The sequence below is a fragment of the Flavobacterium sp. genome (assembly GCF_027531905.1).
Lineage (GTDB): Bacteria > Bacteroidota > Bacteroidia > Flavobacteriales > Flavobacteriaceae > Flavobacterium.
Genome location: NZ_JAPZSU010000026.1, coordinates 24,933 through 51,398, shown reverse-complemented (window position 1 = coordinate 51,398; position 26,466 = coordinate 24,933). Strand labels below are relative to the sequence as shown.

Below are 26,466 nucleotides of genomic sequence, written 5' to 3'. Positions count from 1 at the left end.
AGTAAGTTTTACTTATGACAATTGAATTAGGCGATTTAATGCCCCATTTTACAGCATTAGATGCACATGGAAACACATTTGATTCGAGAGATTATGTAGGAAAGAAACCATTAGTTATTTATTTTTACCCCAAAGACAATACGCCAGGTTGCATTGAGCAAGCTTGTGGGTTTAGAGATCAATATCAAGAATTTAAAGATTTAGATGTAGAAATAATAGGTATTAGCAGTGATTCGGTAGATTCTCATGTTGCATTTGCCAAACAATACCAACTACCATTTATTCTGTTATCAGATGGGGACAAAAGTATTAGAAAGTTGTTCGGGGTACCCTCAGGATTGTTAGGGATTCTCCCGGGACGCGTAACTTATGTTGTGGATAAGGAAGGAAAAGTGATTTTGGTCTTTGATAATAGTATCAATGCCACAAAACATATTTCTAAAGCACTTGAAGCAATTAAAGCAATAGGTTCAAATCAATAATATAATAGTCATTCATATTAAATGAATAGGCGATATTTAAAAAAAAAATGCAAACAAAACTATATCCCTTACAATTTGACCCAATTTTAAAAGAACGCATTTGGGGAGGTGAAAAACTCAAATCCTTATTAAATAAACCAATTGTTTCTTCAATTACTGGTGAGAGTTGGGAATTATCTACAGTAGAAGGTGATTGCAGTGTGATTGCTAATGGTGATTGGAAAGGGACTACTTTGATGCAAATTATCGAAGAACGACCCCTAGATGTATTAGGGACTCGTGTTTTTCATAAGTTTGGAAAACAATTCCCCTTACTTTTTAAATTTCTAGATGCCCGAGAGGATTTGTCGATTCAAGTGCATCCCAATGATGCGTTGGCCAAAAAAAGACACAATTCCTTTGGTAAAACGGAAATGTGGTATGTCATGCAGGCCGATCCAAAATCACGCTTGATTGTTGGTTTCAAAGAAGATTCCAACCCCACAGAATACCTTCAAAAATTAGAAAGAAAAGAAGTAGTGACCATTTTAGATACGAAAGAGGTTCAAAAAGGGGACGTATTCTTTTTGGAAACAGGAACAGTTCATGCTATAGGGGCAGGTTTAGTGATTGCCGAAATCCAACAAACTTCTGATATAACGTATCGACTATACGACTTTGATCGCAAAGACGAACAAGGAAATACTAGAGAATTACATGTTGATTTGGCATTAGAGGCGATTAATTACAAGAAAGTAGATACCCAGAAGGAGTATACTAAAGAGACTAATCACTCCAATGTGGTAGTAGATTGTCCTTATTTTACGACCAACTTCATTCCGCTCGATGGGAAAATGGAGGTAAGAAAAGGTAAGGAATCATTTACTGTGTATATGGTAGTTGAAGGAGATTGTTCTATTAAGATTGAAGAAGAAGAGTATGGCTATAAAACGGGAGATACTGTTTTGATTCCTGCTGCGCTACAGTCGTTTACCCTAAGCGGAAAAGCTTCTATTTTAGAAATTTACATTTCATAGTTCGTAATCAAAAGATTATGTGTACTTTTGCAAACGCAAATTTTAATACACTATATAAATTAAATAAAAATGGCAAACGTTAAGAATTTAAAGAAAGACATCAACTACGTTTTAGGAGATATTATTGAGGCAGTTTACTTGTATGAATTAACCACTACAGGAAAACCAACAGAAGAGACGAACGCTTTAATTGACGAAGCTATTGCTGCTTTTGATGTTTTGATCACAAAAGTGAACCAAAAGAACGTAGAAAGTAAAAAAGCACATTTCAAACAAATTAATTTGGAGTTAGAACAAACTGCAAATCAATTGATTGCTAAAATCAACGAATTGTAGATAAAAAAAAGTCTGAATTTGTTTTGGATAATACAAATTCAGACTTATATTTGCACCCGAAATAAGATGCCAGCGTAGCTCAGTCGGCTAGAGCAGCTGATTTGTAATCAGCAGGTCGTGGGTTCGAGTCCCTCCGCCGGCTCTAAATAAAACCACCTAAGTAATTAGGTGGTTTTTCATTTTATACTTTATAGTTGATTTTAATTTTGTGTCAAAACTTTCTAGATTTGTTTTGGAAATTTAAATTATGTAGTTATATTTGCACCCGAAATAAGACGCCAGCGTAGCTCAGTCGGCTAGAGCAGCTGATTTGTAATCAGCAGGTCGTGGGTTCGAGTCCCTCCGCCGGCTCTGAATAAAAACCATCTAAGAAATTAGGTGGTTTTTTGTTTTTGGTGGTTTCCGAGACAAAGTTCGGAGGGATCAAAAAAAAGGCTATCTAATACTTTAGACAGCCTTTTGATTCGTAAAAAAAATTATTCCTGTTTTTTAATGTCATTCACAAATTTGGTTAACTTTTTACCGTAAAGTGATTGCGCTACTTTTGGAGTCATTGATTTTTGTATCGTATCTAAAAATTTGATGTTGATGTCATATATTTCTGAAAGAGCAATGTAAGGAGCTACTTCATGGTCTTTATGGTTAACTGCAAAATTAGTAGCGTATAGATATCTTCTTTTTATATTTGACTCTTCTTTGACTTTTAAACTGTCTAATTTTTTGATGTTTTTGAATTTCGTAGCTTTAAATTTTTGTTCAATAATATTTAAATTTTCATCTTTAAATTGGGAATTTATTTTTACAAATTCTTCATATAAATCATGGTTTACTGAGCCTGTAACCTTTGCTCCATAAAGAAAACTGTCAAGATTAGTTTCAATATTGATGTTTCCTGGTTCAGCAAAGAATAGTAGATTGTTGTCTAGTGAATTTGACACTCCTCTGTTTAAAGACAAATAAAACATTTCTGGAGATTCTAACGGGATATTTGTTTCAAATTTTGAGTCACCATCAATTTTAATGGAATCGATAGTAACAAGTGTAGTGTCTTTAAGTCGTTGAATGTATAAGGTTCCTTTTTTTAATCCTACTACATTTCCTGTTAGATGCAAGTTGTTTTTTGATTCGTTTTTAGTACAAGCAATTATTGATGTTAATGCTACTAGAGCTAAAATAGTTTTTTTCATTTGAATATTAATTTGGCGCAAAATAAAGAAAAATGTTGAATTGCTACACTATCTATGCTTTAAATTAAAAAAAAATCCCAATCTATTTCTAAATTGGGATTCTAGTATTTTTGAAAATTGATTATCCTTTTAACCACGCTTCATTTAATGCTTTTTTAGCAACATCTGAAGCTGTTAAACTTTCTTTTTCTTCGTAGGGTAAAGCAACTTTTCCGGTAATGATTTCTTCTTTGCCGGCTCTTTTTATTTTTAAAGTGATGCTGTCATTTTCTTTCCATTCTTGACTCGTTGTTATCAATTCAAATATGTTTTCTTTACTATACGATTTGTTGTTAATAGCTAAAATTACATCTCCCCCTTTTAATGATAAGCCTTTAAAGAATTCATTTAATTCAATATTAGGCAAAATTGAAATTTCACCTGTTTGTGGGTTTATAGTGATATAGGGGTTTTGTCCTTTTAAAAATATTCCTCCTGGAACTTTTGTTGCAGATTTTGTAACACCTACTTTAGCTAAAAAGACATCATATGGGATTGGTGTTGGACCTGCTACATAAGTCTTTAGGAATTCACCAACTTCAGGGTAGGTTAAAGAAACTATTTTATCAAATAATTCTTTGTCATCAAATGCTTTTGTAACACCATATTCATTTGAAAGTTTATGCATTAGGTCAAGGATTCCTCTTTTTCCTTCAGATTTTTCACGGATGATGATATCGATACACATTCCAATTAACGCCCCTTTTTGATAGACATTTAGATATTGGTCTTTGTAGGGCTCTTGAAGTACGTTAGCACTCATGGTGGTGAATGGCATAGTGTCATTCATTCTTTTAGACTGTTCTATTTTGTCCGCTATTCTTTCGTAGAACTCCTCTTCGGTTATTAATCCTTGATTGATTTGGAATAAATTTGCAAAATATTCAGTTACTCCTTCATACATCCATAAATGCTCAGACATTTTTGGTGTGTTGTAATCAAAATACTGAATCTCTTTTGAGTGAATAGTTAAAGGGGTAACAATATGAAAGAATTCATGCGAAACTACATCTTTCATTTGTTCTTGAAGCATTTTAGCAGGAATTGTTTCGGGCATAACTACTGTAGTTGCCGTAGGATGTTCTAGGGCTCCGAAACCTTTAGCATCGTTGGGTTTCATGCTAGATAAATACAAAAGAACGGTGTATTTTTTATTTGCATTGATTTTACCTAAAAATGTTTTTTGGGCAATCATCATTTTCTTCATTTCAGGTGTGATGCTCTCTGCGGTCACTTTTCCGTTAGGGGAAAAAACTGCAATTGTGATATCCATTCCATCAACCGTAAAGGTGGTATAATCAGGTTTTGAATACATTATAGGATTCTCTACTAATTCGCCATAGCGGGAAACAATAAATTCGTCAGAATCATTTTTAGCATCCATATCAATCATAGAAGTAGCTCCCCAAAGTGTTTCAGGATGGGTAATATTTACTCTGTATGGCAATTCTTTTTTGTCTTGAAAATAGCCTACAAATCCATGCATGTTTACCATAAAATTGGTTCCTGCCTCGATGTTTGTCCCTGCTGGAGAAAAAATATCTTCTTGACCAAAACCGCTTCCTTTTTCGGTGTCATAGGTGTCGTTTACCAAGTAAGTTATTTTGTTTAATTTTTTAGCAGATTGAATAGACCAGGTATTTTCGTCTGTTTTTTTAACTTCTAATACTGCTCCTTTTTCGTCAAATGCCTTTAGTTCTTCTATATAACGTCCGTAGTTATCATTAGAATAGGTTCCAGGAACGATTTTAGGGATGCTATACGTAATTATATCGGAATTGATTTTTGGTGCATAAACGGTTACTTGCACTTTGTCATCTTTAACATCGTTAAGGTTTATGGCTACTTTAATTTCTTGCTTAATTTTGTCTGTAGTCGAAATGCTTGACTTACAGCTTAGAAGAACAGTAGCCAAAGCTAGGGATACTATTATTTTTTTCATGTTTTTTTGTTTATGTTTTACGTTAGACTATAAAACAATGTAATTGTTACATTGCATCAAAAATAGCCTTGTTTTTAGATTTCAATAAAAAAAACTCCTACTAAAAGCAGGAGTTGGTATGGTATTAATCTAATTTGTTTTTAAAGTAATATTTGCCATCTAAATCTTCATCAAAATCATCAATTTTTACAGGTTTTGGTTTTGGCTTACTTGCAATTGCTTTCTTTTTCCACATTTCGTATTTTTCAGCAGGCATTTTCTTTTTCATAAATTCTAACACTTCTTTTTCAGAAAGTCCGAATTCTTTTTTAATTATTTCGAAAGGATTTCTTTCTTCTAAGGCCAATGTAACAAGCTTTTCTGTTTGTTCCCAATTCAATTCTTTGCGGTTACTCTTTTTCATCACATGAAAATTAATTCAAAATTTGGTGTTAATGATTAATAAAATAGATCTCTAATGATATATCAATATTAACAAAAATAACAATTACTTTGATTAAAATGCTATTTTTTTTTGCTCCTTAATCTATTTCTGGCGACCTGTGTTTTTGAAAAGGAATATTTAATAAGTTTTTTAACTCATTGTGTTCTTTTGGATCTTGATGTGTGTCGATACCGTAAATTATTTCTTCTCTTGGCATAGTTTTTAATGTACCAAACAATCGATCCCAAACAGAAAAAATGTTCCCGTAATTACTGTCCGTATAGGGTAATTTATAATGATGGTGTATTTTGTGCATATCTGGAGAGACAATAATGTAGCTTAAAAGTTTATCTAATTTTGGCGGTAAAGCAATATTAGCATGATTAAACTGCGTCGCCACAACCGATAATGTTTGGTACAAGAAAACCATCCACATTGGGCTTCCAACTATAAAAACTCCTAATAGTGTAAATACAAATCGAATCACACTTTCGCCAGGATGATGCCTGTTGGCTGTTGTAGTATCAATCCAAGTATCTGTATGGTGAATCAGATGAAAACGCCATAAGACTTTTGTTCGATGTTCAATGAGATGAACTAGATAAGCTCCAATTAAATCCAATAAGAGTAATCCAATGATAGCATACAACCACAGGGGCATTTCTGGAAGGATTTGAAGGATTCCAAAATCATTTTTGATGGTCCAATCGGCTGTTTTTAATAAAAAAAACGCCAAACAAAAATTGATAACAATCGTGGTTACAGTAAAAAAGATATTGATACCTGCGTGTTGCCATTTTTTATATTTAAAATTAAATAATGGAAACGCATTTTCGATGATCCAAAAAAAAGTGATGCCTCCTACAAGGATTAAACTTCTATGTGAAGATGGAATATTTGTGAAATAGGTAACAATTTCGTTCATAATTATTTTGGTTGAGTATTTTGGTTTTATTTGATAATCCTGAAAGTTAGGTTAATTCTGGAGCCTATTTGTTTGGTTGTTTTCGGAATTTGATGTTTCCAAAAATGTTGTGTTGTTCCTTTCATTAGTAGTAAACTACCATGTTCTAAAGTTAGATTTATTTTTTGATTTTCAAGATGATTATGTTTGAGTTGAAATACTCTTTCTGCACCAAAGCTTAATGAGGCTATGATTGGGTTTGTTCCTAATTCTTTCTCATTGTCGGCATGCCATCCGTTACTGTCTTTACCGTCTCGGTAATAATTGAGCAATACCGTAGAGTAAATTGTTTCAGTTGCTTTTTCTACTTTTTCTTTGATTGTCAAAAGAAGAGGAGACCATTTATGTGGATGCATAATAAGGTTTGAGTAGGAATAGGATTTTCCTTCGTTACCAAAAAGCGCGGTTAATCGCGGTTGTGGATATACTTTTCCATAGACTTTGATGTCGTCCTGTTGCCAAGGAATTTCTTTTTGTAATGCGCCAAAAAGGATAGCTGCTTCTTCGTTTGAGAAGAAGTTAGGGTAATAACTAATGGATGCATCAGGGACATCAAAAACAATGGGTTCAGAGTCAAAAAGGGATTTCATTTGGTAAAAATAAAGAGAAAAAGAACATCAATTTTGCTCTTTTTCTCTTTTAATTATAGACTTACTTTAAGCTTCAGCGTGGTTTTGTAATAGATTTTTATAGATGAAACCAGCTGCAATGGCTCCTAAAATTGGTGCGACCCAGAATAACCATACTTGCGCCAAAGGTTCTCCTCCAACGAAGATAGCTTGTGACAATGAACGAGCAGGATTTACAGAAGTATTGGTAATTGGAATACTGATTAAATGAATTAATGTCAGTGCTAAACCAATGGCTACTCCAGCAAATTTACCATTTGCAAATTTATCGGTTGCACCAAGAATCACTAATAAAAAGAAAAGGGTTAGTACAAACTCTGCGATAAATGCAGCTTGCATAGAATAGCCATCAGGGGAGAAAGCTCCAAAACCGTTTGAAGCAAAAGCTCCTGCTTTGGTATTGTCAATCATAAAGCCTACTTTTCCAGAAGCAATCGTGTACAATGTTCCTGCTGCTGCAATTGCACCAACGCATTGTGCAATGATATAAGGTGCCAAATCTTTAGCTGAAAATCGACCACCAGCCCATAAACCCAAAGAAACGGCAGGATTAAAATGCCCACCAGAAATGTGTCCAACAGCATAAGCCATTGTTAGTACTGTTAATCCAAAAGCTAGAGCAACTCCGGCAAAGCCAATACCCAAATCAGGTATTCCAGCAGCGAATAAAGCGCTCCCACATCCTCCGAAAACAAGCCAAAATGTTCCGAAAAATTCTGCAAATAGTTTTTTCATAAGTATTTAGTTTTTATTGGTTACTAGTTTGTGGTTGATAATTAATGGTTTATTCCGTGTAGGAATATGCCCAATATAGCAACAGTAATTGCAAAGGCAAGCGTAGGTACAAAACCCATTTTGGGAGTCTCATACTTGCCTTTGGGTTGGTCAACATGAAAATATGTGTTGGAAAAACAGCAATCAGCAGCAAGATAATTCCCCAAGCAGCATAGCGGGAAATAGCAGGAATTAGTAAAGAAATCCCTAAAGCAATTTCGATAACTCCAGTTAAAATATTTAGCAATGAGGGATTAGGAAGATAAGAGGGGATGATTTTTTGATATAAACGAGGGACTCTAAAATGATTGATTCCAGCAATTATATAGAGAATAGCCATTACATACAAATGCCAAAGTGAATTCATAACAAGGTTGTTTGTTACGAATTTATAAAAAAATTAACAGTTTGATGGTGTTATTGAAAAATATTTTGGATTTGGTTATTTTTTCGAAACATTCGTATTCATAATGATGATGGCCACAATAATCAAAACTATTCCAAACCATTGTAGAAAACTTACCTCTTCATTTAATAGAACATAAGCCATAGTTACTGAAACGGGTAATTCAAGGGCAGAAACTATACTGCCAAGTCCAATTCCGGTTAACGGAAATCCTGCATTCATCAACAAAGGAGGAATAATCGTTCCGAAGAGAGCCAAAACAATTCCCCATTTCATAAAAATTCCCATTTGAAAAGGCCCTACTTGAGTTAATAGAGCAAAACCGAACACGATGATGGCACCACCAAGTAACATATATAGGCTTCGTTGAGCCGATGAAATATGATTCGCAATATGATTTGCAGTAAACATAGTAGCGGTAAAAGATGCAGCAGCTAGCAAGCCTAGTACAATTCCTCTCCAATCCAACGCAACTGTTGTAGCTATCACATTAGTTGCTAAAAAGGTTCCTGTAAGTACAATAATTACTGCAATTATTTTTTTGAGTGCTGGAAGTTTTTTGTCAATGACCATTTCTACAACAACCCCCATCCAAACGGTTTGCATTAATAATACAATAGCAATTGAAACAGGAATATATTTTACGGCTAAATAATAGAAAACACTAGTCATACCCAGTGAAGTTCCAGCGGCGATGAGTTGGAAAATGTTTTTAGAAGTTGCTTTTACAACCGTATTTCCTTTTTTGTTTTTTTGAAATAAATTAATCAATAGCATACCAAGAATACCAAGTACGAATTGAGCAGTCGTTACTTCTGGAGTTGAATAGCCTTCATCATAGGCCATTTTTACAAAAGTAGCCAACATTCCATAACTCGTTGCGCCTAATCCTACCAGAAAAACTCCCTTCAATACTTGATTCTTTGTCATTTTTTAATTTTTAAAAAGCGGGCAAAGATACGGCATTTCTTTTGAAATGATTCTTAAATGGTCAACTGGTTTAGAATAAACCTTGAAGGGGACTATTTTTTATGCCGATTTTCGTTGGGTCAAAGGCCAATTTCTGTTGTAAAAGAGAGGAATACACACTTCTAAAATCGATTTGGTATTTTAAATCGCCTTCGTCTAAATCTGTCAAGTTTGGATTTTTTCCAATAACGTTGCCTTTTGTATCGCCACCAATGACAAAAAGTGGTGCTGCTGTTCCGTGATCGGTTCCTTTTCCGTTGTCTTTTACTCGGCGACCAAATTCAGAAAAGACCACAATAGTTGTGTTTTGCAATACTTGTGCTTTTTTCAAATCACTATAACAACAAAAAATGGCATCATTGAGTTCGCTTAATTTATTTTGATGAATGGCCAATTGATTGTCGTGCGTATCAAATCCTCCAAGTGAGGTATAGTAGACTTTTGAATTCAAATTTCCTTTTATCAATTTGGCAATCCATTCTAAATTTTTGGCTAAGCCAGTTTTTGGATAGCTAACTTCAGAAGGTGTACTTTTTTTGAGAGCATCTTGAATGGCATCGGCGCCTTCTGAAACAGAATTGGCAATTTTTCTAACAAAATCCAATTGTGGGTTGTTAGATAATTGATCTTTGGTTTCTGCAGCGTTACGGCTGTTGAACCGATTGGGGTCTTTTACTGTAATACTGTTGGGTTCTTCGCCTTTTAATGCTAATGTATCAATGGTATCGATGTTGATTCCTGCTGTGGGTTGGTGGTCATTGCATTGTAAATCTAAGTAGCGTCCAAGCCAACCTTGACTAAGGTATTCTTGATTAGTAGGAGCAGTTTGCCAAATTTCTTGACTTCTAAAATGAGATCGAACAGGATTGGCATATCCCACATTTTGGATTACTGTTAAATCGCCATTTTGTTGCATTGTAGCAAAATCTTTTAGCGCAGGATGAAATCCCATTCCGTTATTCCCGGCAATAACGTTCTGTTTTGCGATTCCGATTGATGGACGGTGGTAGTAATACAGCTCATCTTGATAAGGGATGTAAGTATTGAGTCCGTCATTTCCGCCATTCAACTGAATGAAAATAACACATTCGTTGCCAGTAACGAGTTGGTTTTGTGTACCAAACGCATGTAGAAATTGAGGAAGAATTAGTGTTCCTCCTGTAAACGTTCCTGTTAGTGCTAAAAAATTTCTTCTGTTCATGACATGGATTTAAATAAGTTGAAATTCCGGTGATTTTATAATAGCATTAAAAAGCCGAACTACGGCATTATTGGCTCCAGGCGATTGGGGATCAAAGTCATATTTTAGTACTTTTTCAAGGTCTTGTTGCAAAGAAGCATCGGTAGAAAACAGCAATCGATCCGTTAATTCTTTTATGATTTCCTTGTTCGTTCCTTTTGTATTCCAATCTAATGCGATTGATAAAGTTGGTTTTATATTTCTTGTATTTCCTCTTTCAGAGGTAAGTTCACGAATGTTTTTGCCGCTACAAAGTAAGTCGGCTGCATTGTTTCGTTGTAAATAAATTTGAGAAGTAAGCCAGCTTTTTCCGCCGTTCCATCCTTTTACATTGGGTGGATTGAATAAATCCATTCCTTGTTGTTTTACGAAAAAGGCAATGGCGATGGATTGTAATTTCTCGGTTTGTAATTCGTTAGTCAATAATAAGATATATTCTAATGGATTTTTGATTTTCGTGCCTTTTGTATCATTTTTCTCAAATTCTTCCATGAAAATTTTGATTAATAACGGTTTAATTTCAAAATTGACTTTTCTAAAATAATCACCATAATAGGTTACTAAATCTTCTTTTGGTTCATCGTAAAGAAACCATTTTATAATTTTCCGCGTCAGCAAATAGGGGATTTTTGGATGATCAAAAATAGCGTCTACCATTTCCTCCAGTTTTAAATTTCCTTTTTTACCAAGGTATTCAATGGGGGAATTGTCTTCAAAAAAGCGGCGATATACGGCTGTGGTTTCTCCAATTCCCAATCCTGCCAATCCTTTAGCTCCATTTTTTATATCGTCTTCAGAGTAATTACCAATGCCAAGGGTGAAAAGTTCTAGTAGTTCTCTACTTAGATTTTCGTTTAATTTTCCTTTCTTATTGTCAACATTATCGAGATAGCGCACCATCGCGTTGGTTTGTATTGCTTTTTTGGTTAAAGTTTTAAAATTGCCAAAAGCATTTTCTCTAAAGAGTTGGTTGTTTTGGTAGATCCAATAATTTACTTTAACTTTTTGATAAGCGGTAACAAAATGATTTTGCCAAAAAAGAGTCATTTTTTCTCTTAACGGGAAATCGGCTGTTTTCATTTGATCAATCCACCAAGCCTTTAATTCATTAGACGTTTGTATTTCTTTTTTTAAAAGTTCTTTGGCCACTTCAGCATCTTCTTTTCTGGATTGTCTAATTTTTTTATAATCGTCCAGTGATTTTGGACTTTCGCCGAGTAACTCAGGAATACTGGTGTTAAAAGGTGAATCAAACGATTGTTGAAGAAATCGCTCTATTCCTAATTTTTGAATCGCTGCGGCTTCTTGATTGCTAAAACCTAGTCGCTGAGACCAGAGAAACTCTTTTTTCATATTTCAATCCATTTTGTTGTAAGACCCTAATGGTGAGCAAAAGTTTAATTTGTCGTTAAAATGAGTTGACCCAATCAAATTTGTTTTTGATAATATCTTGTTTGTATTCTTCTAAAAAAGCAAGATAGGCCTTGGCTATGGGAGAGAAATTTTTGTTTTTGTGCCAAATTAAATTCCATGTAGATTGTATGGGTAAGCCACGCACAGTTATGATTTGAAGATTACCTATCGAGATTTCATTTTTTAGTCCAATAATAGGCATAATGGAGCATCCTAATCCAGCAATAACTGCTTGTTTTACGGCTTCATTACTAGTGAGTTCTAGTTTTTTCTTAACTTTCAAATTGTTCAAAAGCATAAATTGCTCCATACTTTGTCGGGTACCTGATCCCATTTCTCTAGAAATGATAGGAATGTTTTCTAAAATGGTTTTGTCGTATATTTTTTCTGGAAATTCGGTAGCTGAGTTCGAAACCAGAAATAACAGATTGGGCATTAACTCTATTCTATTAATCTTTAACGTTTCGGGTAAAATGGAAACTAAAGAAAAATCGACTTCATTTCTTTCTAAACTTTTGATCACTTTTGATTTGTTGGTTACATCCAAAATTAATTCTACATCGGGATGCAGTTTTAAGAAATCGGCCAGAAAAAAGGGCATGATATATTTGCCTGTGGAGACGATAGATATTTTAAGTCTACCGCTCAATTTTCCCTGATACGCTTGCATTTTATAATTGATGGCATGTACTTCGTTGATGATTTTTTCGGCTGCCAGTACAATTTCTTTTCCAAAATCAGTTACATATAGTTTTCTTCCAATAATTTCTGTTAGCGGAATTTCAAATTGGTCCTGAAAGTTTTTGAGTTGTATCGAAACTGCGGGCTGCGTCAAATGTAGTTCTTCCGCTGCTTTAGTTATGCTTTGGCATTGTGCTACTTTTAGAAAAACTTGTAATTGATGGAGGGTATAGTTCATAAAAATATTTAATGATGTTTATTACAAATATAAATAAAAATTAATGATTTGATTTACTCAATTTTGCAGCGGACAAAAAATAAAATTATGAACCATCAAGAACTTACACTATTTGAAAAAATGAGACTTACAGCGGTGCTTATTGTATTGCTTGTCTTGCTAGCCTTTGCTTTTTTTGTACCTGAGAATTCTTTTTTTAGTGTTTTGTTAGCCCTTGGAGTTCTTTGTGGAACTCAGATGTTGAAAGATTTAAATTATAAACTTTAATTAAAATAGCCCTTTTTATGGAAAAAGACTTCCAATTTCAATTAATAGATGGAGAATTTACTCCAATAGGAGCCGCCAAAGTGCTGTTTCCTTTGATTAATGACAAAATTAATTATCATTCTTTAGAGAGTTTTAGTAATGAAATTCGGTTTGATAAAGATGTTACAAACTCTAAGAAAAGAATTTCAGAATTGGAACAAGTACAATTGTTGATTCAAGAATTATTAGAAAAAGCTGAAGCAAACGGATCAAAGTTAAAAATCACTAGTCAGATTAAAATTGAATTCGACAACGCTAAATAGTTTCAAAGGGCGCCAGCTTGTGATTGCAACAATGCATCATAAAGAGCAAGTGATGGCGCCAATTTTAGAAAAAGATTTAGGAGTTATCTGTAGCATTCCAAAAGATTTTGATACGGATGGTTTTGGAACTTTTTCAGGAGAAATAACTAGAATTTCGGATGCCTTGACCGTGGCACGACAAAAATGTTTGGCCGCCATTGTTGCGACAAATTGTGATTTAGCAGTTGCCTCAGAGGGTTCTTTTGGTCCACATCCATCCGCTTATTTTGCTTCTGCAGATGATGAATTGGTGGTGTTGATAGATCGAAAAAACCAGCTTGAAATTATCGGTCGAAGTATAAGTTTTAAAACTAATTTTTCGGGAACATCAATTACTACGGAGAAGGAACTTTTGGATTTTGCTTCTCAAGCCCAATTTCCAAGCCACGGACTAATTCTCAGATCCAGTCAGCATAGTGTCGAAGATATGGTCAAAGGAATTGTTTCTCCAGAAATTTTGTTAGCACAATTTCATTATTTAAAATCGAAGTATGCTTCGGTATTTGTAGAGACCGATATGAGAGCTATGTATAATCCTACTCGTATGGAAATTATTAGCATGGCCACTAAGCAATTGGTAGAGAATGTACAGTCCTTGTGTCCAGAGTGCCAAACCCCGGGTTTTACTATAACCGAAGTTAACACAGGCTTACCATGTTCTTGGTGTGGCAGTCCAACTTCTTCAGTATTGAGTCATTTGTATAATTGCAAAAAATGTAGTTTTACCAAAGCATTCATGTATCCTAATCATAAAAAAACAGAAGACCCTGGTTTTTGTAATTATTGTAATCCTTAATCTATGAGTACTCCTTCTAATCTTGCGAAAGCGGTAACGTTATTAAATAATGAATCACTTGTGGCTATTCCTACAGAAACGGTGTATGGTTTGGCAGGAAATATTTACAGTGATACTTCCATTCAGAAAATTTTCGAATTGAAAAAACGCCCTTTCTACAATCCTTTGATTGTGCATTTAAAATCCTATACCGAATTAGAAAAAGTAGCTGCTGCTGTTCCTGAAAAAGCTAGAATATTAGCAGAAACTTTTTGGCCAGGACCACTCACTTTGGTACTCAAAAAACAAAAAAACATTTCTGACTTGATTACAGCAGGAAAAGATACTGTGGCGGTTCGAGTGCCTAATCACCCATTGGCTTTAGCCCTGTTGCAGGAGTTGGATTTTCCTTTAGCCGCTCCAAGTGCCAATCCGTTTGGATCAATTAGTCCTACAACGGCTGCTCATGTTGCTACTTATTTTGATGCGGGTCAATTGTTTGTTTTGGATGGCGGTGCTTGTACCAAAGGGATTGAGTCAACCATTGTTGGATTCGAAGAGGACCAACCTGTTTTGTATCGTGCTGGAGCCACTTCAATAGCTGAGATTGAGGCTATTGTTGGCCCATTGAAAATAGTTACGAAGGATGATGTGGCTCCGGCCGCTCCTGGAATGTTATCCAAGCATTATGCGCCATCCACACCCACTGTTTTTTCTACAGACATAGACAAAACACTTTTGGACTATAGCGACAAACGAATAGGCGTATTGTCCTTTTGTTCTCAACGTGAACATCCCAGCATAATCCATCAAGAAGTGTTGTCGAATAAGGGTGATTTAGACGAAGCTGCCGCTCGGTTGTATGCAGCCATGCACGAATTGGATAGTAAAAAACTAGAGCTATTGCTAGTGGAACAATTGCCTAATGAAGGCATCGGCATCGCCATAAATGATAAGCTCAAGAGAGCTTCAATATTATAAATTAAAAAAATAACAATGAATTTAGACTTATTAATTGAAAACATTACCAATCCCGCTTTACTTTTTTTTCTATTAGGTATTATTGCCGTTTATCTAAAAAGCGATTTAGAAATTCCTAATAACACCTCAAAGTTTATCTCGCTTTATCTGCTCTTTTCGATAGGTTTTAAAGGTGGACAAGAATTGGCTCATAGTGATTTTTCGATTGAAATCATTTGGTCAGTCGTTTTCGGGATGGTTATTTCTACATTTATTCCATTGTATACCTTCTTTATTTTAAAGAAAAAATTCAGTAACGAAAATTCTGGTGCTATAGCAGCTGCCTATGGTTCGGTAAGCGCGGTAACTTTTGTGACGGCTATCTCTTTTTTAGAAATGCAATCCCTAAACTTTAGTGGGCACATGGTAGCTGTCATGGCTTTGATGGAAGCCCCAGCAATTATAGTGGGTGTAATTTTAATTCAAATTTTTTCTAAAAAAACAGCTGTTGATTCTAAAATTGGCCCCATCATTAAGCACTCTTTTACTAACGGTAGTGTATTATTGATCATTGGTAGTTTGATCATCGGTTTGTTAGCTAGTGATAAAGCAGCTTTAGGCATAAAACCTTTTACTACTGATATTTTTAAAGGATTTTTAGCCATTTTCCTTTTGGATATGGGGATTGTAAGCGGAAGAAAATTAGGGGACTTCTTTAAAAGTGGTTGGTTCAGCTTTGCTTTTGCAGTTATCATTCCATTAATCAACGGAAGTGCAGTGGCTTATATGAGTCAGTTGGTAACGGAAGATGTAGGGAATCGCTTCATATTTGCCGTATTAGCTTCAAGTGCGTCTTACATTGCCGTTCCAGCAGCTATGAAAATTGCGGTACCTAAGGCGAATCCTGGTCTCTTTCTGCCAATGGCTTTAGCAGTTACGTTTCCTTTCAATATTACTTTTGGAATGCCAATTTATTTATGCATCGTAATGGCAGGATAATCATTGGTTTTTCCTTTTTGTGTTAGATCGCTCAAATGAAGACGTAAAGCGTCAACTGAAATATTGATTTCCCAAAACGATAATCCCAAAGAGACCAATAAGGCGAATAAACTAAAACCGAATAAGTAAATCCCAGCAATTTGTTGGTTAAGATACAGCAATAACATGGCGAAAACAGATAGAAATAAACTCATTACGCCTGCCATTTGCATGTACCGAATTAGCGTTAACCGCAAATTAAGATTTTTAATTTCTAATAAAATCATGCTGTTCTCTTTTTCTTTGTAAGCTTTCTTTAACCCACGAATGATTGTGGCTAAAGTTAAAAATCGATTGGTATAAGCCAATAAAATCAAGGAAGTTGCAGAGAATAGTAGTGCTGGGGTTTCTATTTGTAAGGTCATCTTTTTTATTACAAAGGTCGGTTAACTTTGGTTTTGTTTCAAAAAAAAAAAATCTTCGTTTCAATTATAGACTGAAACGAAGATTTTTAGTTTATAAGTTTATGTTACATGGTTAAGTTAAAAACCATACCATTTTCGTGGGTATAAGTTAATTTATTATCACATTCGCCATTCCCATAATCAAGGGTTCCGTTTAATAATGGTCCTTTTACATTTAATTTCCCTTTGGAAACATAATTACAATCGTATTTTTTTACCAAAGGAACTGCAACCGAAAGGGTCAACTTAGCACCGTTTTCTTTACTCACCATATGGTCTCCACTAATCATTTCGTATGTATTGTCGGCTAGTATTAATGGAGTATTTGCGCCTTCTGTTTGTCTGATGGTATGGCTGCCTGAGTTAAAATATACGGATCCATCTACGCTAGTTAGTTTACCATTCGTAATGGTTCGGCTCCATTGTGGGATAGCAGCTGTGGTGGTTTCGTTAGTATATAAAATGACACCTTCTACTTTCATCCCGTTTACATAATAATTCTCTCGTTCAATTTTCATGGTTGACTTTGGTGTGCTTACTAATCCAGATAAAGTAATTTTTAATTTTCCTTTTCGGGTAATCCCGTTGGTGGTGCAGCCAGTTCCAAAATCAATTGTAATTATTTTTGGAAAAGAATTGGGGGTTACATTATCGATAGTAACGACAGCGCAGGCACCTAGTAAGGATTTAACATTGGAAGCGCTTGTAGTTTTGGATAATGCATTTTCAAAAGTAACTTGAGTTCCTGTTTGGAAATCTAATTCGTTAATCCCATCAATAGTGGCTGAGGCTACAATTGAATTGGTATCGGTAAAGTTGACAACTTCGTCTTTAGTACAAGAATTAAAAGTGAACGAAATAACGAGTAATGCGCAAAAAGCTAATGAGAAATTTTTCATAAAAGTTGTGTTTTGATTTGGTATGCTAAAAGTAATAAAACAAATGAATTGCCCCAAAAAAAAACCTGCAAATCTTGATTTGCAGGTTAATCATTAGGTTTGAAAATTTTATTTAATCATTTCAAAACTTCTTTTTACAAAGGCAGTCAAAGCTTCCCCTTTCAATAAGTTTTGAGATAGTTTCGCTAAATCTAAAGCTTGTTTTACCAAGTTTTCTTGAACGGTTTTGTCTTCGTTGTTCAAAATGCTAGTAGCCAAATCAGAATTGGTGTTCACTACTAAGTTGTACATTTCTGGGAAATTACCCATTCCGAACATTCCACCGCCACCAGTTTGACTCATTTCCTTCATACGACGCATGAATTCTGGTTGCGTGATGATGAATGGCGCTGCACTGCTATCCAAAGCTTCTAACTGAACAGTGTACGTTTGTTTTGGAACGATAGTTTCCACTACCGTTTTCAAACTTTCTTGTTCTTCTGTAGATAATTTAGAAATCGCAGTTTCTTCTTTTTTGATTAAATTATCAATGTGGTCAGAGTCTACACGAACAAAAGTTAATCCGCTATTGTCAGATTCTAATTTTTGAATCAAGTGAGGAATGATTGGAGAATCTAGCAACAATACTTGATACCCTTTGTCTTTAGCAATTTCGATATAAGAGTGTTGTGCTTCTTTGTTTCCAGCATACAATACTACCAATTTACCATCTTTATCCGTTTGGTTTTCTTTGATGGCTTCTTTTAATTCGTCAAGCGTGAAATATTTATCATCTACCGTTGGATACAATACGAAGGCTCCTGCTTTTTCATAGAACTTGTCTTCAGAAAGCATTCCGTATTCTAATACAATTTTGATGTCGTTCCATTTGGCTTCAAAATCGGCTCTGTTTTCGTTGAACAAAGATTTTAATTTATCCGCCACTTTACGAGTGATGTAGTTTGAAATTTTCTTCACAGCACCATCAGCTTGTAGTCCAGAACGAGAAACGTTCAACGGAATGTCTGGTGAATCAACTACTCCGCGAAGCATCATCAAGAATTCAGGAACAATACCTTCTACGTTATCGGTTACGTAAACTTGGTTTTGGAACAATTGAATTTTATCTCTTTGGATTTGTAAATCAGCTCCTAATTTTGGGAAATACAAAATACCCGTTAAGTTGAAAGGATAATCAACATTTAAGTGAATGTGAAACAACGGATCTTCAAATTGCATTGGATACAATTCGCGATAGAAGTTTTTGTAATCCTCATCTTTTAAATCTACAGGTTGTTTGGTCCAAGCTGGATTTGGGTTGTTGATGATGTTGTCAACTTCAATAGTTTCTGAAGTATAATCTTCTGGAGCATCTTCAGGTTTAGGAAGCGTTTCAGTTTTGGTTCCAAATTTAATTGGAATCGGCATGAACTTGTTGTATTTGTTCAACAATTCTCTGATTTTGCTTTCTTCCAAAAACTCTAAAGAATCTTCTGCAACGTGCAACACGATTTCAGTACCGCGGTCGGTTTTGTCGCAAGGTTCTAGTGAAAATTCTGGGCTACCGTCACAAGTCCAGTGAGCGGCTGGTTCGTCTTTGTAAGATTTGGTGAAGATTTCTACTTTTTCAGCCACCATAAAGGCAGAGTAGAATCCTAAACCAAAATGACCGATAATACCGGAGTCTTTAGCAGAATCTTTGTATTTGTCCAAAAACTCTTCTGCACCAGAAAAAGCCACCTGATTGATGTATTTTTCTACTTCATCAGCAGTCATTCCAAGACCTTGGTCAATGATGTGAATTTTTTTTCCTTCTTTGTCAATTTTAACTTCAATGATTGGATTGCCATACTCTACTTTAGCTTCTCCTATACTCGTTAGGTGCTTTAATTTTAGAGTAGCATCGGTTCCATTTGAAATCAATTCACGCAAGAAAATTTCGTGATCACTGTATAAAAACTTTTTGATTAGAGGAAAGATGTTTTCTACTGAAACATTAATTTTACCTGTTGTCATACTGCTTATAAATTTAAAGATTAATTTAATGCTAATTGGTTCTTCAAATAGAATACCATTTGTCATAATATTGACAAAATGTCACGACTGTTATTTTTTTTGTTAAAAACACAAATATTCGTGTTATAGCAATTTTTTGAATTGTATATTTGCTAATGAATTAATAGTAAACCAGTTATATTTATGAGGAAATTTATTCTATTGGGCACCTTTGTTTTTTTGTTTTTTGCCTGTAAGTCAAGTGCCCCAGCAGTTGCCCCCACCGCTCCTGTTGCAGCAACCAAGTTGGACAAGAAGTCACAAGTAGCCATCAAAGGAAATTGGCAAATTACAAATGTTACGTATCCCGGTTCTGAGTATTTTAAAGTAAATTCATTCAATATTGCAGATTCGAAATGCTTTATTGGTAGTACTTGGAATTTCATTTCCAACAACAACAAAGGAAGTATGGCATTGGCTGGAGCTGGATGTACCTCGTTTTCTTCGCCCATTGTTTGGAGTATCAATAATGAAGGAATGTTTGTCCTGAAAATTGTAGAGGCAGGTGTAAAATCCAAAACCGTGCAATCCGGATTTTTATTGAAAGTAGCCAATCAAACCGAGACAACTTTCGAACTTATCGATAAAATTGATGTTGCGGGACAACAAAAAGACATTGTTTATCATTTTAAAAGAACTAACTAATTTTTAGGACACATGAAATCGCCATTAACAACAGGTTTGTTGAAAACAAACACCCATAAATAAAGGCGATACGATATATGACCGCTATTAAATAAATTTTACAGCTATGAAAAAAATCACCATACTAAGTTTGACAGCACTATTTCTATTCAGCAGTTTATTTACAGCTTGTACTTCTGTAAAAAATGCCAATAATACGCAAAAAGGAGCGGGAATTGGTGTAGCAGCCGGCGCAATAATTGGAGGAATCCTTGGGAATAATTTAGGAAAAGGAGGAAATGCTGCCCTAGGAGCTGCTATTGGAGCTGCTATTGGCGGAGGAGCTGGAGCCTTGATTGGAAACAAAATGGACAAGCAAGCTCGTGAAATCAGTCAAGCTATTTCAGGTGCTGATGTACAGCGTGTTGGCGAAGGAATTCATTTGACATTAAATGAAAATGCTGTGCGTTTTGATTTGAACAAATCGAGTTTGACTCCTCAAGCGCAAGCCAATTTAGATAAACTAATTCCTGTTTTTAAAGAATATGGAGATACTAATATCGAAATTTTCGGGTACACTGATAGTTCAGGAAAACCAGAGTACAATTTGACCCTATCTCAAAAAAGAGCCGAATCCGTAAAAACCTATTTGATTGGAAAAGGACTAGCCGCCAGCCGTTTTAAAACCTCAGGTTTTGGAATTGCAGACCCCATTGCTCCAAATGATACACCAGAAGGTATGGCCAAAAACCGTAGAGTTGAATTTGCGATTACCGCCAATGCCAAAATGATTCAAGATGCCAAAAATGGTCAATAATTCGATATAGAAAAGTAAGCTAAAAAGCTGTTTCTTTGGAGACAGCTTTTTTTTATATAAAATGAAATTTTCAACCGCTTATTTTTTCTAAAGCCACTATCTTTGTTTTTTATTAATGATACAATAAATAATGCTTGAAGTTCAAAATATTTCCTTCGCTTATACAGACAAAGCGATTATTCAGAATGTTGATTTTACCGTAGAAAAAGGACAAAATATTGCACTAATTGGCGAGAGCGGTTGTGGCAAAAGTACTTTGTTGAAACTTATTTATGGTATCTATGATTTAAATGAAGGGAAAATTTTCTTTAATAAGACACGTGTGCTAGGCCCCAAATACAATTTGATTCCGGGGATGCCCTTTATGAAATATCTGGCACAAGATTTTGATTTGATGCCTTATGAAACGGTAGCCGAAAATGTAGGCAAGTTCTTGTCTAATGGTTTTATGCCTTTAAAAAAGTTGCGTATTCAAGAGTTACTCGAAATGGTCGAAATGACAGAGTATGCCAAAGTGCGCGCCAAAGATTTGAGTGGAGGACAGCAACAACGCGTAGCCTTAGCCAAGGTTTTGGCGGTAGAACCTCAGGTGTTGTTATTGGATGAACCGTTTAGCCATATTGATAATTTTAGAAAAAACGCTTTACGTCGTAATTTGTTCGCTTATTTAAAGAAAAAAGAAATTACCTGTATTATTGCTACGCACGATAGTACCGATGCACTCTCTTTTTCTGATGAAACCATCGTTTTACAACAAGGGAAAATAATTGAGAAAGCACCTTCTGCAGAAGTCTATCAATTTCCGATTAATAAGTATGTGGCCTCTTTATTTGGAGAAGTCAACGAATTGAGAATGTCGCAATTAATGCCGATTGAGGGTGAGGATGAAATGGTGTTGCTGTATCCGCATCAATTGAAGGTCTCTCCAGTTGGAACGGTGAAAGCGGTGGTCAAACAATCCTATTTTAAAGGAAGCCGTTTTCTAATTAAAGCCGCTTTTGATAGAAAAGCCATTTTCTTTGAACACGAAACCGCATTAGAAGTGAACCAAGAGGTACTATTGAAAATTATGTAACTTCTAATTGAGAGTATAAAAAAAGAGACAACTTTTCGGGTTGTCTCTTTTTTTTGCACCAAATTGAATTTATGTATTTTGCACTTTGGTTGAAATTATTTTTTTACCACATAGAAACATAGAATTTATAGCTTTATTAAAGAAAAAATAGACGTTTTACTGTTCACATAGATATTCTATGTGTAAAATAGTGCTATTTCTATTTTTTCTTTGGCTAGTGATCATTAATCTATGATTCTATGTGGTTATTTTTTTATTTTAAGTTCGTCAAAAGCCTTAGTTTTTCAAATGCTTTTCTAAGAATTGGTCTTGTTCCCATAGCAAGTGCAAGATATTTTCTTTGGCGGCGTAACCGTGACTTTCTTTAGGTAGGATTACCATACGAGCTGGGCCACCCAATCCTTTTATGGCTTGGAAATAACGTTCTGTTTGCAAAGTAAAAGTACCAGGATTATTGTCTGCTTCTCCGTGAACTAATAGTAAAGGAGTTTTCATTTTGTCTGCGTGCATAAAAGGCGACATCGTATTGTATACCTCAGGGGTTTCCCAATAATTACGTTGCTCACTTTGGAAACCAAAAGGAGTTAACGTTCTGTTGTAAGCGCCGCTTCGAGCAATCCCACAAGCAAAAAGATTGGAGTGTGTCAATAAATTAGCGGTCATAAAAGCACCGTAGGAGTGCCCACCTACAGCTACTTTTTTTCTGTTGATATAGCCCAAAGCATCAACCGCATTGATGGCAGCTTCAGCATTGTCTACTAGTTGAGAAATAAAGTTGTCGTTAGGTTCGGTTTTGCCTTCTCCAATAATTGGGAACGAAGCGTCGTCTAAAACCACATAGCCTTTGGTCACCCAATACACAAACGAACCATAGTTAGGAAAGGTAAATTCGTTAGGATTTTGAGTACTTTGTCCCGCGCTGTTTTTGTCTTTGTATTCGGCAGGGTAGGCCCAAATTAGTAACGGCAATTTTTCTTTTTTGGCTTTGTCATAACCAACAGGCAAGTACAAGGTTCCAGATAATTCTACACCATCTTTACGTTTGTATTTGATTACCTCTTTGCTCACATTTTTAATGCTTTCAAATGGATTTTTGAAGTCGGTGATAGGAGTGAGTTTGTCTTTTTGGTTGATGTTTCTAAAATAGTAATTTGGGTAATCGTTTTTGGACTGAATTTGTACCAAAACCGTTCCTTTTTTGAAATCCTCTACTTCGATTAAATCTTCTTTTTTGTCTTTAAAAGTAGAAGTATACAAACGTTTGCTTTGTAATGTTTTTAAGTTCAATTCGTCAATGAATGGGAATTGTCCTTCTTTTGTGTACCCATCTCCAATACGGAAAGCTTTGTCGTTTTCGATAGCCAAAACATAGCGGTTGTATTGGTTTTTTCTAGTTTCAAAATTACCCGGATCAGCGTAAACGTCTTGTGAGTTTCTGTCGGTAATTACTTTTGGTTGTTGAGAAGGATTCGATGGATTGATAAGATATGTTTTGGTATTTCTAGTGTCATACCATTCGTCAGAAACGATGGCAACATTGTCATTCCCCCAAGTAATATCGCTAAAACGTTGCGGTGTTTTTACTAACGAAGTTGGATTAGCAGTGAACGGAGCTTCCCATAAAAACATTTCGTCTCTAAAGGCAACTTTATTTGCTGGATCTCCCTCGTCTAGCGCTTGAACAAAAGCCAAAGTAGCTGGTTTGTCGTTTCTCCACATCACGGATCTTTTTCCTTTTTGAACTGCCATAAATCCTTTTGGCATAATTTCGGTCAATGGGGTTTCGTTTACGATTTTTACTTCCCTTCCGCTTTTGTCATAGACTACGGATTTCATTGGGAAACGATTCAAAGGAACTATGTAAGAAAACGGTTTTTGAATCGTAGTAATCATAATATAATTCCCGTCAGGAGACAAACTCTGACCTGCAAACATATCTGCCGATTTGAATAGCGTTTTGTTACCACTTAAGGTGATTTTGTATAATTCAGAAGTGATGATGTTTTCAAAATTGATCTCGTCATTTTTGTTTTTCAACATGTCTGGGTAGGTTCTGTTTTGGGATTTTGCACCACTAGCATTCGAGATAATTGGTCCCGCAGGCAAATCTTTTTTGGCATCCAATAAAGGTTTTCTGTCGTTAGGCAATAGTTTTACTAATACTGTTTCGTTGTCGCCAAACCAGCTAAACGGAGCGCCTAAGTTGGCATTCAAATTCGCCTCGGTTAATTTTTTGGCTTGAGCCGAAGCCACGTCAATTACCCAAAGTTCTACACCATTGGCAGCGGTATTTGTAAACAAAATTTTAGTGTCGTTCGGTGACCAAGATAGATTGCTGATTTTTGCATTAGCTGGTAATCCCGCCACTTGAACTTCGTTTTTGTCTTTAATTTTTCGAAGTTTTAAGTTGTTGATGTACGTTACTGTACTCGAAATGTTGGTAATAGGATTGATACGCAATCCGCCCAAACGCAATTCTTCTTGGTTGAGGTCGTCAAGCGTTTTGTAGGTGTTTCGGTAAGAAAGCAAAAGGTATTCTTTTTTGGTGTCCATCGAAACCGAAGGGGCTCGTTCGTAATCCGCTAAGTCTAAAATGGATTTAGAAGGTTTCTGATAGCTCAGGTTTTCTTGAGCCATCATAGAAAAACTGAAACCTAGAAACAGGAGGGTGAGTTTTAACTTCATGAAGTATTGATTTATGTATTTGAATTTGTATGTAATAAAATTAGACTGATTTCCTCACAAAATGTTACATCAATTCTAAGTTTAATTGTTTTTTTTGAAAACTGAAAGTCAGCTAAGCAAGCTCGATTGGTTATTGATTTCAGGTTTGATGAGGTTAGATTTGATTCTTGCTTTTTTGAGGATTTTTGGATAAGTAAATATTAATCCATTAGTAGTAATTATTTTATCTTAAACTTGATCGCATTGGCCTTATGTTCTGACCGAACATTCAAAAGATTCTTATTTATTCGCTTATTTATAGCACAAATTAAAGAAAATTAAAGAAGGTGAAGGACTTATTTTTTTAGGTTAAAAATGATTATATCAAAAAAATGAGTAAATTGTGAGTTGTCTTTTTAAAAGATGTTTAATTTTGTCACTCAATTTTTAATGAAAAACAAATACTTATGTATCACTCTAAAATAGCAGGATTAGGATTTTATGTGCCTTCGAATGTGGTTACAAATGACGATTTATCTAAAATAATGGAAACCAATGATGAATGGATTCAAGAGCGCACCGGAATCAAAGAGCGTCGCCACATTATCAAAGGGGAAGATACTACCACTACAATGGGAGTAAAAGCAGCCGAGATTGCTATTCAGCGTGCCGGTATTGCCAAAGAAGATATCGATTTTGTTGTTTTTGCTACTTTGAGTCCCGATTATTATTTTCCAGGACCAGGCGTTTTGGTGCAACGTGATTTAGGTTTAAAAACGGTTGGTGCTATTGATATTCGAAATCAATGTTCGGGTTTTGTGTACGGATTGTCAGTTGCCGATCAATACATCAAAACTGGAATGTACAAAAACGTTTTGGTGATTGGATCTGAAGTACATTCAACAGGATTGGACATGACAACACGTGGTCGTGGTGTATCTGTAATTTTTGGAGATGGAGCAGGAGCCGCTGTTTTGTCAAGAGAAGAAGATTTGACCAAAGGAATTTTGTCCACACATTTGCATTCAGAAGGGCAACATGCTGAGGAATTATCGCTTATTGCACCGGGAATGGGTGGTCGTTGGGTAAATGATATTTTGGCCGATAATGACCCGAATGACGAAAGTTATTTCCCTTACATGAACGGACAATTTGTATTCAAAAATGCAGTAGTTCGTTTTGCTGAGGTAATCAACGAAGGCTTACAAGCCAACAATTTAGAAGTTTCAGATATTGACATGTTGATTCCGCATCAAGCGAATTTGAGAATTTCTCAGTTCATTCAGAACAAATTCAAGTTGAGAGATGATCAAGTATATAACAATATTCAGAAATACGGAAACACAACCGCAGCTTCTATTCCAATTGCTTTGACTGAAGCTTGGGAACAAGGAAAAATCAAGTCGGGCGACACTGTGGTTTTAGCTGCTTTTGGTAGTGGTTTTACTTGGGCAAGTGCGATTATTAAATGGTAAGCTAAAGTTACGACTAAGCATACGAAAAGGTCTAGAGCAAATGTTCTAGACCTTTTTTTTGTTAATTCCTATCGTTAGATCTTCTATATTTCCCTAATTTGGTCACCACCCAAAAATCCCATTGCAACCAATTGTTGCCATTTTCTAAAAACTTGCTATAGTTTTAATTACTGAGGATTTACTCATCTTTGCTACCGTTTCCGAAGAAATACTAATCATTACTTCTAAAAACCGAAAAAAAATCAAGCATCCAAGTTTCGGTGGCTCACTCCGTGTTGGAAAAAACACGAGCTACCCGAGCCGTGTACTATCCTTCCGCCGCGATTACCGACCACAGCGAACTTCCCAACCCC

Annotated in this window: 27 protein-coding genes and 2 tRNA genes; 14 read left to right on the top strand and 15 right to left on the bottom strand. The window is 35.4% G+C overall.

Going from position 1 to position 26,466, the window contains the following annotated elements:
- The first annotated feature begins 14 nt into the window (after window positions 1–14).
- The 5 genes from O9307_RS08210 to O9307_RS08190 all read left to right on the top strand — a co-directional run bounded on the left by O9307_RS08210 (window position 15) and on the right by O9307_RS08190 (window position 2,185).
- Entirely contained in the window at window positions 15–482 is a 468-nt protein-coding gene (locus O9307_RS08210; protein ID WP_298297573.1) for a peroxiredoxin, read from the top strand.
- Window positions 483–529: 47 nt separating this feature from the next.
- The gene (locus tag O9307_RS08205; RefSeq protein WP_298297571.1) at window positions 530–1,498 is read left to right on the top strand and encodes a type I phosphomannose isomerase catalytic subunit; all 969 of its coding nucleotides are present in this window, start codon (window positions 530–532) and stop codon (window positions 1,496–1,498) included.
- Between the two features lie 69 nt (window positions 1,499–1,567).
- Entirely contained in the window at window positions 1,568–1,834 is a 267-nt protein-coding gene (locus tag O9307_RS08200) for a hypothetical protein (protein WP_298297568.1), read from the top strand.
- Between the two features lie 68 nt (window positions 1,835–1,902).
- A tRNA-Thr gene (locus O9307_RS08195) sits at window positions 1,903–1,976 on the top strand.
- Window positions 1,977–2,111: 135 nt separating this feature from the next.
- Window positions 2,112–2,185: transfer RNA gene (locus tag O9307_RS08190), tRNA-Thr, on the top strand.
- A 125-nt stretch (window positions 2,186–2,310) separates the two neighbouring features.
- On the opposite strand, the gene O9307_RS08185 is transcribed toward O9307_RS08190, so the two are convergent.
- From O9307_RS08185 to O9307_RS08135, 11 genes are all read right to left on the bottom strand, one after another.
- Window positions 2,311–3,021: a DUF4369 domain-containing protein gene (locus tag O9307_RS08185; RefSeq protein ID WP_298297565.1), complete on the bottom strand. Its 711-nt coding sequence runs from the start codon at window positions 3,019–3,021 to the stop codon at window positions 2,311–2,313.
- A 121-nt stretch (window positions 3,022–3,142) separates the two neighbouring features.
- Window positions 3,143–5,002, bottom strand: a complete 1,860-nt coding sequence (locus tag O9307_RS08180) for a peptidase M61 (protein WP_298297563.1) — start codon at window positions 5,000–5,002, stop codon at window positions 3,143–3,145.
- Window positions 5,003–5,126: 124 nt separating this feature from the next.
- On the bottom strand, window positions 5,127–5,405 hold the full coding sequence (locus O9307_RS08175) for a DUF2805 domain-containing protein (protein ID WP_064714311.1): 279 nt from the start codon (window positions 5,403–5,405) through the stop codon (window positions 5,127–5,129).
- A gap of 118 nt (window positions 5,406–5,523) precedes the next feature.
- Entirely contained in the window at window positions 5,524–6,351 is an 828-nt protein-coding gene (locus tag O9307_RS08170) for a sterol desaturase family protein (protein ID WP_298297559.1), read from the bottom strand.
- A 26-nt stretch (window positions 6,352–6,377) separates the two neighbouring features.
- Entirely contained in the window at window positions 6,378–6,980 is a 603-nt protein-coding gene (locus O9307_RS08165; RefSeq protein ID WP_298297557.1) for an alpha-ketoglutarate-dependent dioxygenase AlkB, read from the bottom strand.
- Between the two features lie 66 nt (window positions 6,981–7,046).
- Complete coding sequence (gene aqpZ / locus O9307_RS08160; RefSeq protein WP_298297554.1) at window positions 7,047–7,754, bottom strand: aquaporin Z; 708 nt, start codon at window positions 7,752–7,754, stop codon at window positions 7,047–7,049.
- Between the two features lie 49 nt (window positions 7,755–7,803).
- Window positions 7,804–8,160, bottom strand: coding sequence for a MauE/DoxX family redox-associated membrane protein (locus tag O9307_RS08155; protein WP_298297551.1), 357 nt, complete (start codon window positions 8,158–8,160; stop codon window positions 7,804–7,806).
- A 75-nt stretch (window positions 8,161–8,235) separates the two neighbouring features.
- A complete protein-coding gene (locus O9307_RS08150) occupies window positions 8,236–9,129 on the bottom strand; it encodes a DMT family transporter (RefSeq protein ID WP_298297548.1) in 894 nt (297 codons plus the stop codon).
- 70 nt (window positions 9,130–9,199) lie between these two features.
- Window positions 9,200–10,369 carry a DUF1501 domain-containing protein gene (locus O9307_RS08145; protein WP_298297545.1) on the bottom strand — a complete coding sequence of 390 codons (1,170 nt, stop codon included), beginning with the start codon at window positions 10,367–10,369 and terminating at the stop codon, window positions 9,200–9,202.
- A gap of 9 nt (window positions 10,370–10,378) precedes the next feature.
- A complete protein-coding gene (locus O9307_RS08140) occupies window positions 10,379–11,761 on the bottom strand; it encodes a DUF1800 domain-containing protein (RefSeq protein WP_298297542.1) in 1,383 nt (460 codons plus the stop codon).
- Between the two features lie 55 nt (window positions 11,762–11,816).
- Window positions 11,817–12,740 (bottom strand): LysR family transcriptional regulator, encoded by a 924-nt coding sequence (locus O9307_RS08135; RefSeq protein WP_298297539.1) that lies wholly within the window; start codon window positions 12,738–12,740, stop codon window positions 11,817–11,819.
- 87 nt (window positions 12,741–12,827) lie between these two features.
- Here O9307_RS08135 and O9307_RS08130 point away from each other — a divergent pair, with 87 nt between their 5' ends.
- From O9307_RS08130 to O9307_RS08110, 5 genes are read left to right on the top strand one after another with little or no spacing between them, the layout of a single operon-like run.
- Window positions 12,828–13,007: a hypothetical protein gene (locus tag O9307_RS08130; protein WP_298297536.1), complete on the top strand. Its 180-nt coding sequence runs from the start codon at window positions 12,828–12,830 to the stop codon at window positions 13,005–13,007.
- 17 nt (window positions 13,008–13,024) lie between these two features.
- Window positions 13,025–13,309 (top strand): hypothetical protein, encoded by a 285-nt coding sequence (locus O9307_RS08125; RefSeq protein ID WP_298297534.1) that lies wholly within the window; start codon window positions 13,025–13,027, stop codon window positions 13,307–13,309.
- A 31-nt stretch (window positions 13,310–13,340) separates the two neighbouring features.
- Window positions 13,341–14,144, top strand: coding sequence for a DUF6671 family protein (locus O9307_RS08120; RefSeq protein ID WP_298297531.1), 804 nt, complete (start codon window positions 13,341–13,343; stop codon window positions 14,142–14,144).
- A 3-nt stretch (window positions 14,145–14,147) separates the two neighbouring features.
- On the top strand, window positions 14,148–15,104 hold the full coding sequence (locus O9307_RS08115) for an L-threonylcarbamoyladenylate synthase (protein WP_298297527.1): 957 nt from the start codon (window positions 14,148–14,150) through the stop codon (window positions 15,102–15,104).
- Between the two features lie 15 nt (window positions 15,105–15,119).
- Window positions 15,120–16,082, top strand: a complete 963-nt coding sequence (locus O9307_RS08110) for a sodium-dependent bicarbonate transport family permease (RefSeq protein WP_298297524.1) — start codon at window positions 15,120–15,122, stop codon at window positions 16,080–16,082.
- Here O9307_RS08110 and O9307_RS08105 read toward each other — a convergent pair.
- The 3 genes from O9307_RS08105 to htpG all read right to left on the bottom strand — a co-directional run bounded on the left by O9307_RS08105 (window position 16,055) and on the right by htpG (window position 19,419).
- A complete protein-coding gene (locus tag O9307_RS08105; protein ID WP_298297522.1) occupies window positions 16,055–16,486 on the bottom strand; it encodes a DUF2721 domain-containing protein in 432 nt (143 codons plus the stop codon). The two genes, O9307_RS08110 and O9307_RS08105, sit on opposite strands and share 28 nt — an antisense overlap.
- Window positions 16,487–16,590: 104 nt before the next feature.
- Entirely contained in the window at window positions 16,591–17,424 is an 834-nt protein-coding gene (locus tag O9307_RS08100; protein ID WP_298297521.1) for a hypothetical protein, read from the bottom strand.
- A 108-nt stretch (window positions 17,425–17,532) separates the two neighbouring features.
- Window positions 17,533–19,419: a molecular chaperone HtpG gene (gene htpG / locus O9307_RS08095; protein WP_298297518.1), complete on the bottom strand. Its 1,887-nt coding sequence runs from the start codon at window positions 19,417–19,419 to the stop codon at window positions 17,533–17,535.
- A gap of 183 nt (window positions 19,420–19,602) precedes the next feature.
- On the opposite strand from htpG, the gene O9307_RS08090 reads away from it, so the two are divergent.
- The 3 genes from O9307_RS08090 to O9307_RS08080 all read left to right on the top strand — a co-directional run bounded on the left by O9307_RS08090 (window position 19,603) and on the right by O9307_RS08080 (window position 21,974).
- Window positions 19,603–20,103, top strand: a complete 501-nt coding sequence (locus tag O9307_RS08090; RefSeq protein WP_298297515.1) for a lipocalin family protein — start codon at window positions 19,603–19,605, stop codon at window positions 20,101–20,103.
- Between the two features lie 106 nt (window positions 20,104–20,209).
- Window positions 20,210–20,899 carry an OmpA family protein gene (locus tag O9307_RS08085; RefSeq protein WP_298297512.1) on the top strand — a complete coding sequence of 230 codons (690 nt, stop codon included), beginning with the start codon at window positions 20,210–20,212 and terminating at the stop codon, window positions 20,897–20,899.
- A gap of 130 nt (window positions 20,900–21,029) precedes the next feature.
- Window positions 21,030–21,974, top strand: a complete 945-nt coding sequence (locus tag O9307_RS08080) for an ABC transporter ATP-binding protein (RefSeq protein WP_298297509.1) — start codon at window positions 21,030–21,032, stop codon at window positions 21,972–21,974.
- Between the two features lie 276 nt (window positions 21,975–22,250).
- Here the strand turns inward: O9307_RS08080 and O9307_RS08075 are convergent, their stop codons facing one another.
- Entirely contained in the window at window positions 22,251–24,659 is a 2,409-nt protein-coding gene (locus tag O9307_RS08075; protein ID WP_298297506.1) for a prolyl oligopeptidase family serine peptidase, read from the bottom strand.
- A 446-nt stretch (window positions 24,660–25,105) separates the two neighbouring features.
- Here O9307_RS08075 and O9307_RS08070 point away from each other — a divergent pair, with 446 nt between their 5' ends.
- On the top strand, window positions 25,106–26,113 hold the full coding sequence (locus O9307_RS08070) for a beta-ketoacyl-ACP synthase III (RefSeq protein ID WP_298297502.1): 1,008 nt from the start codon (window positions 25,106–25,108) through the stop codon (window positions 26,111–26,113).
- Window positions 26,114–26,466: the final 353 nt, after the last annotated feature.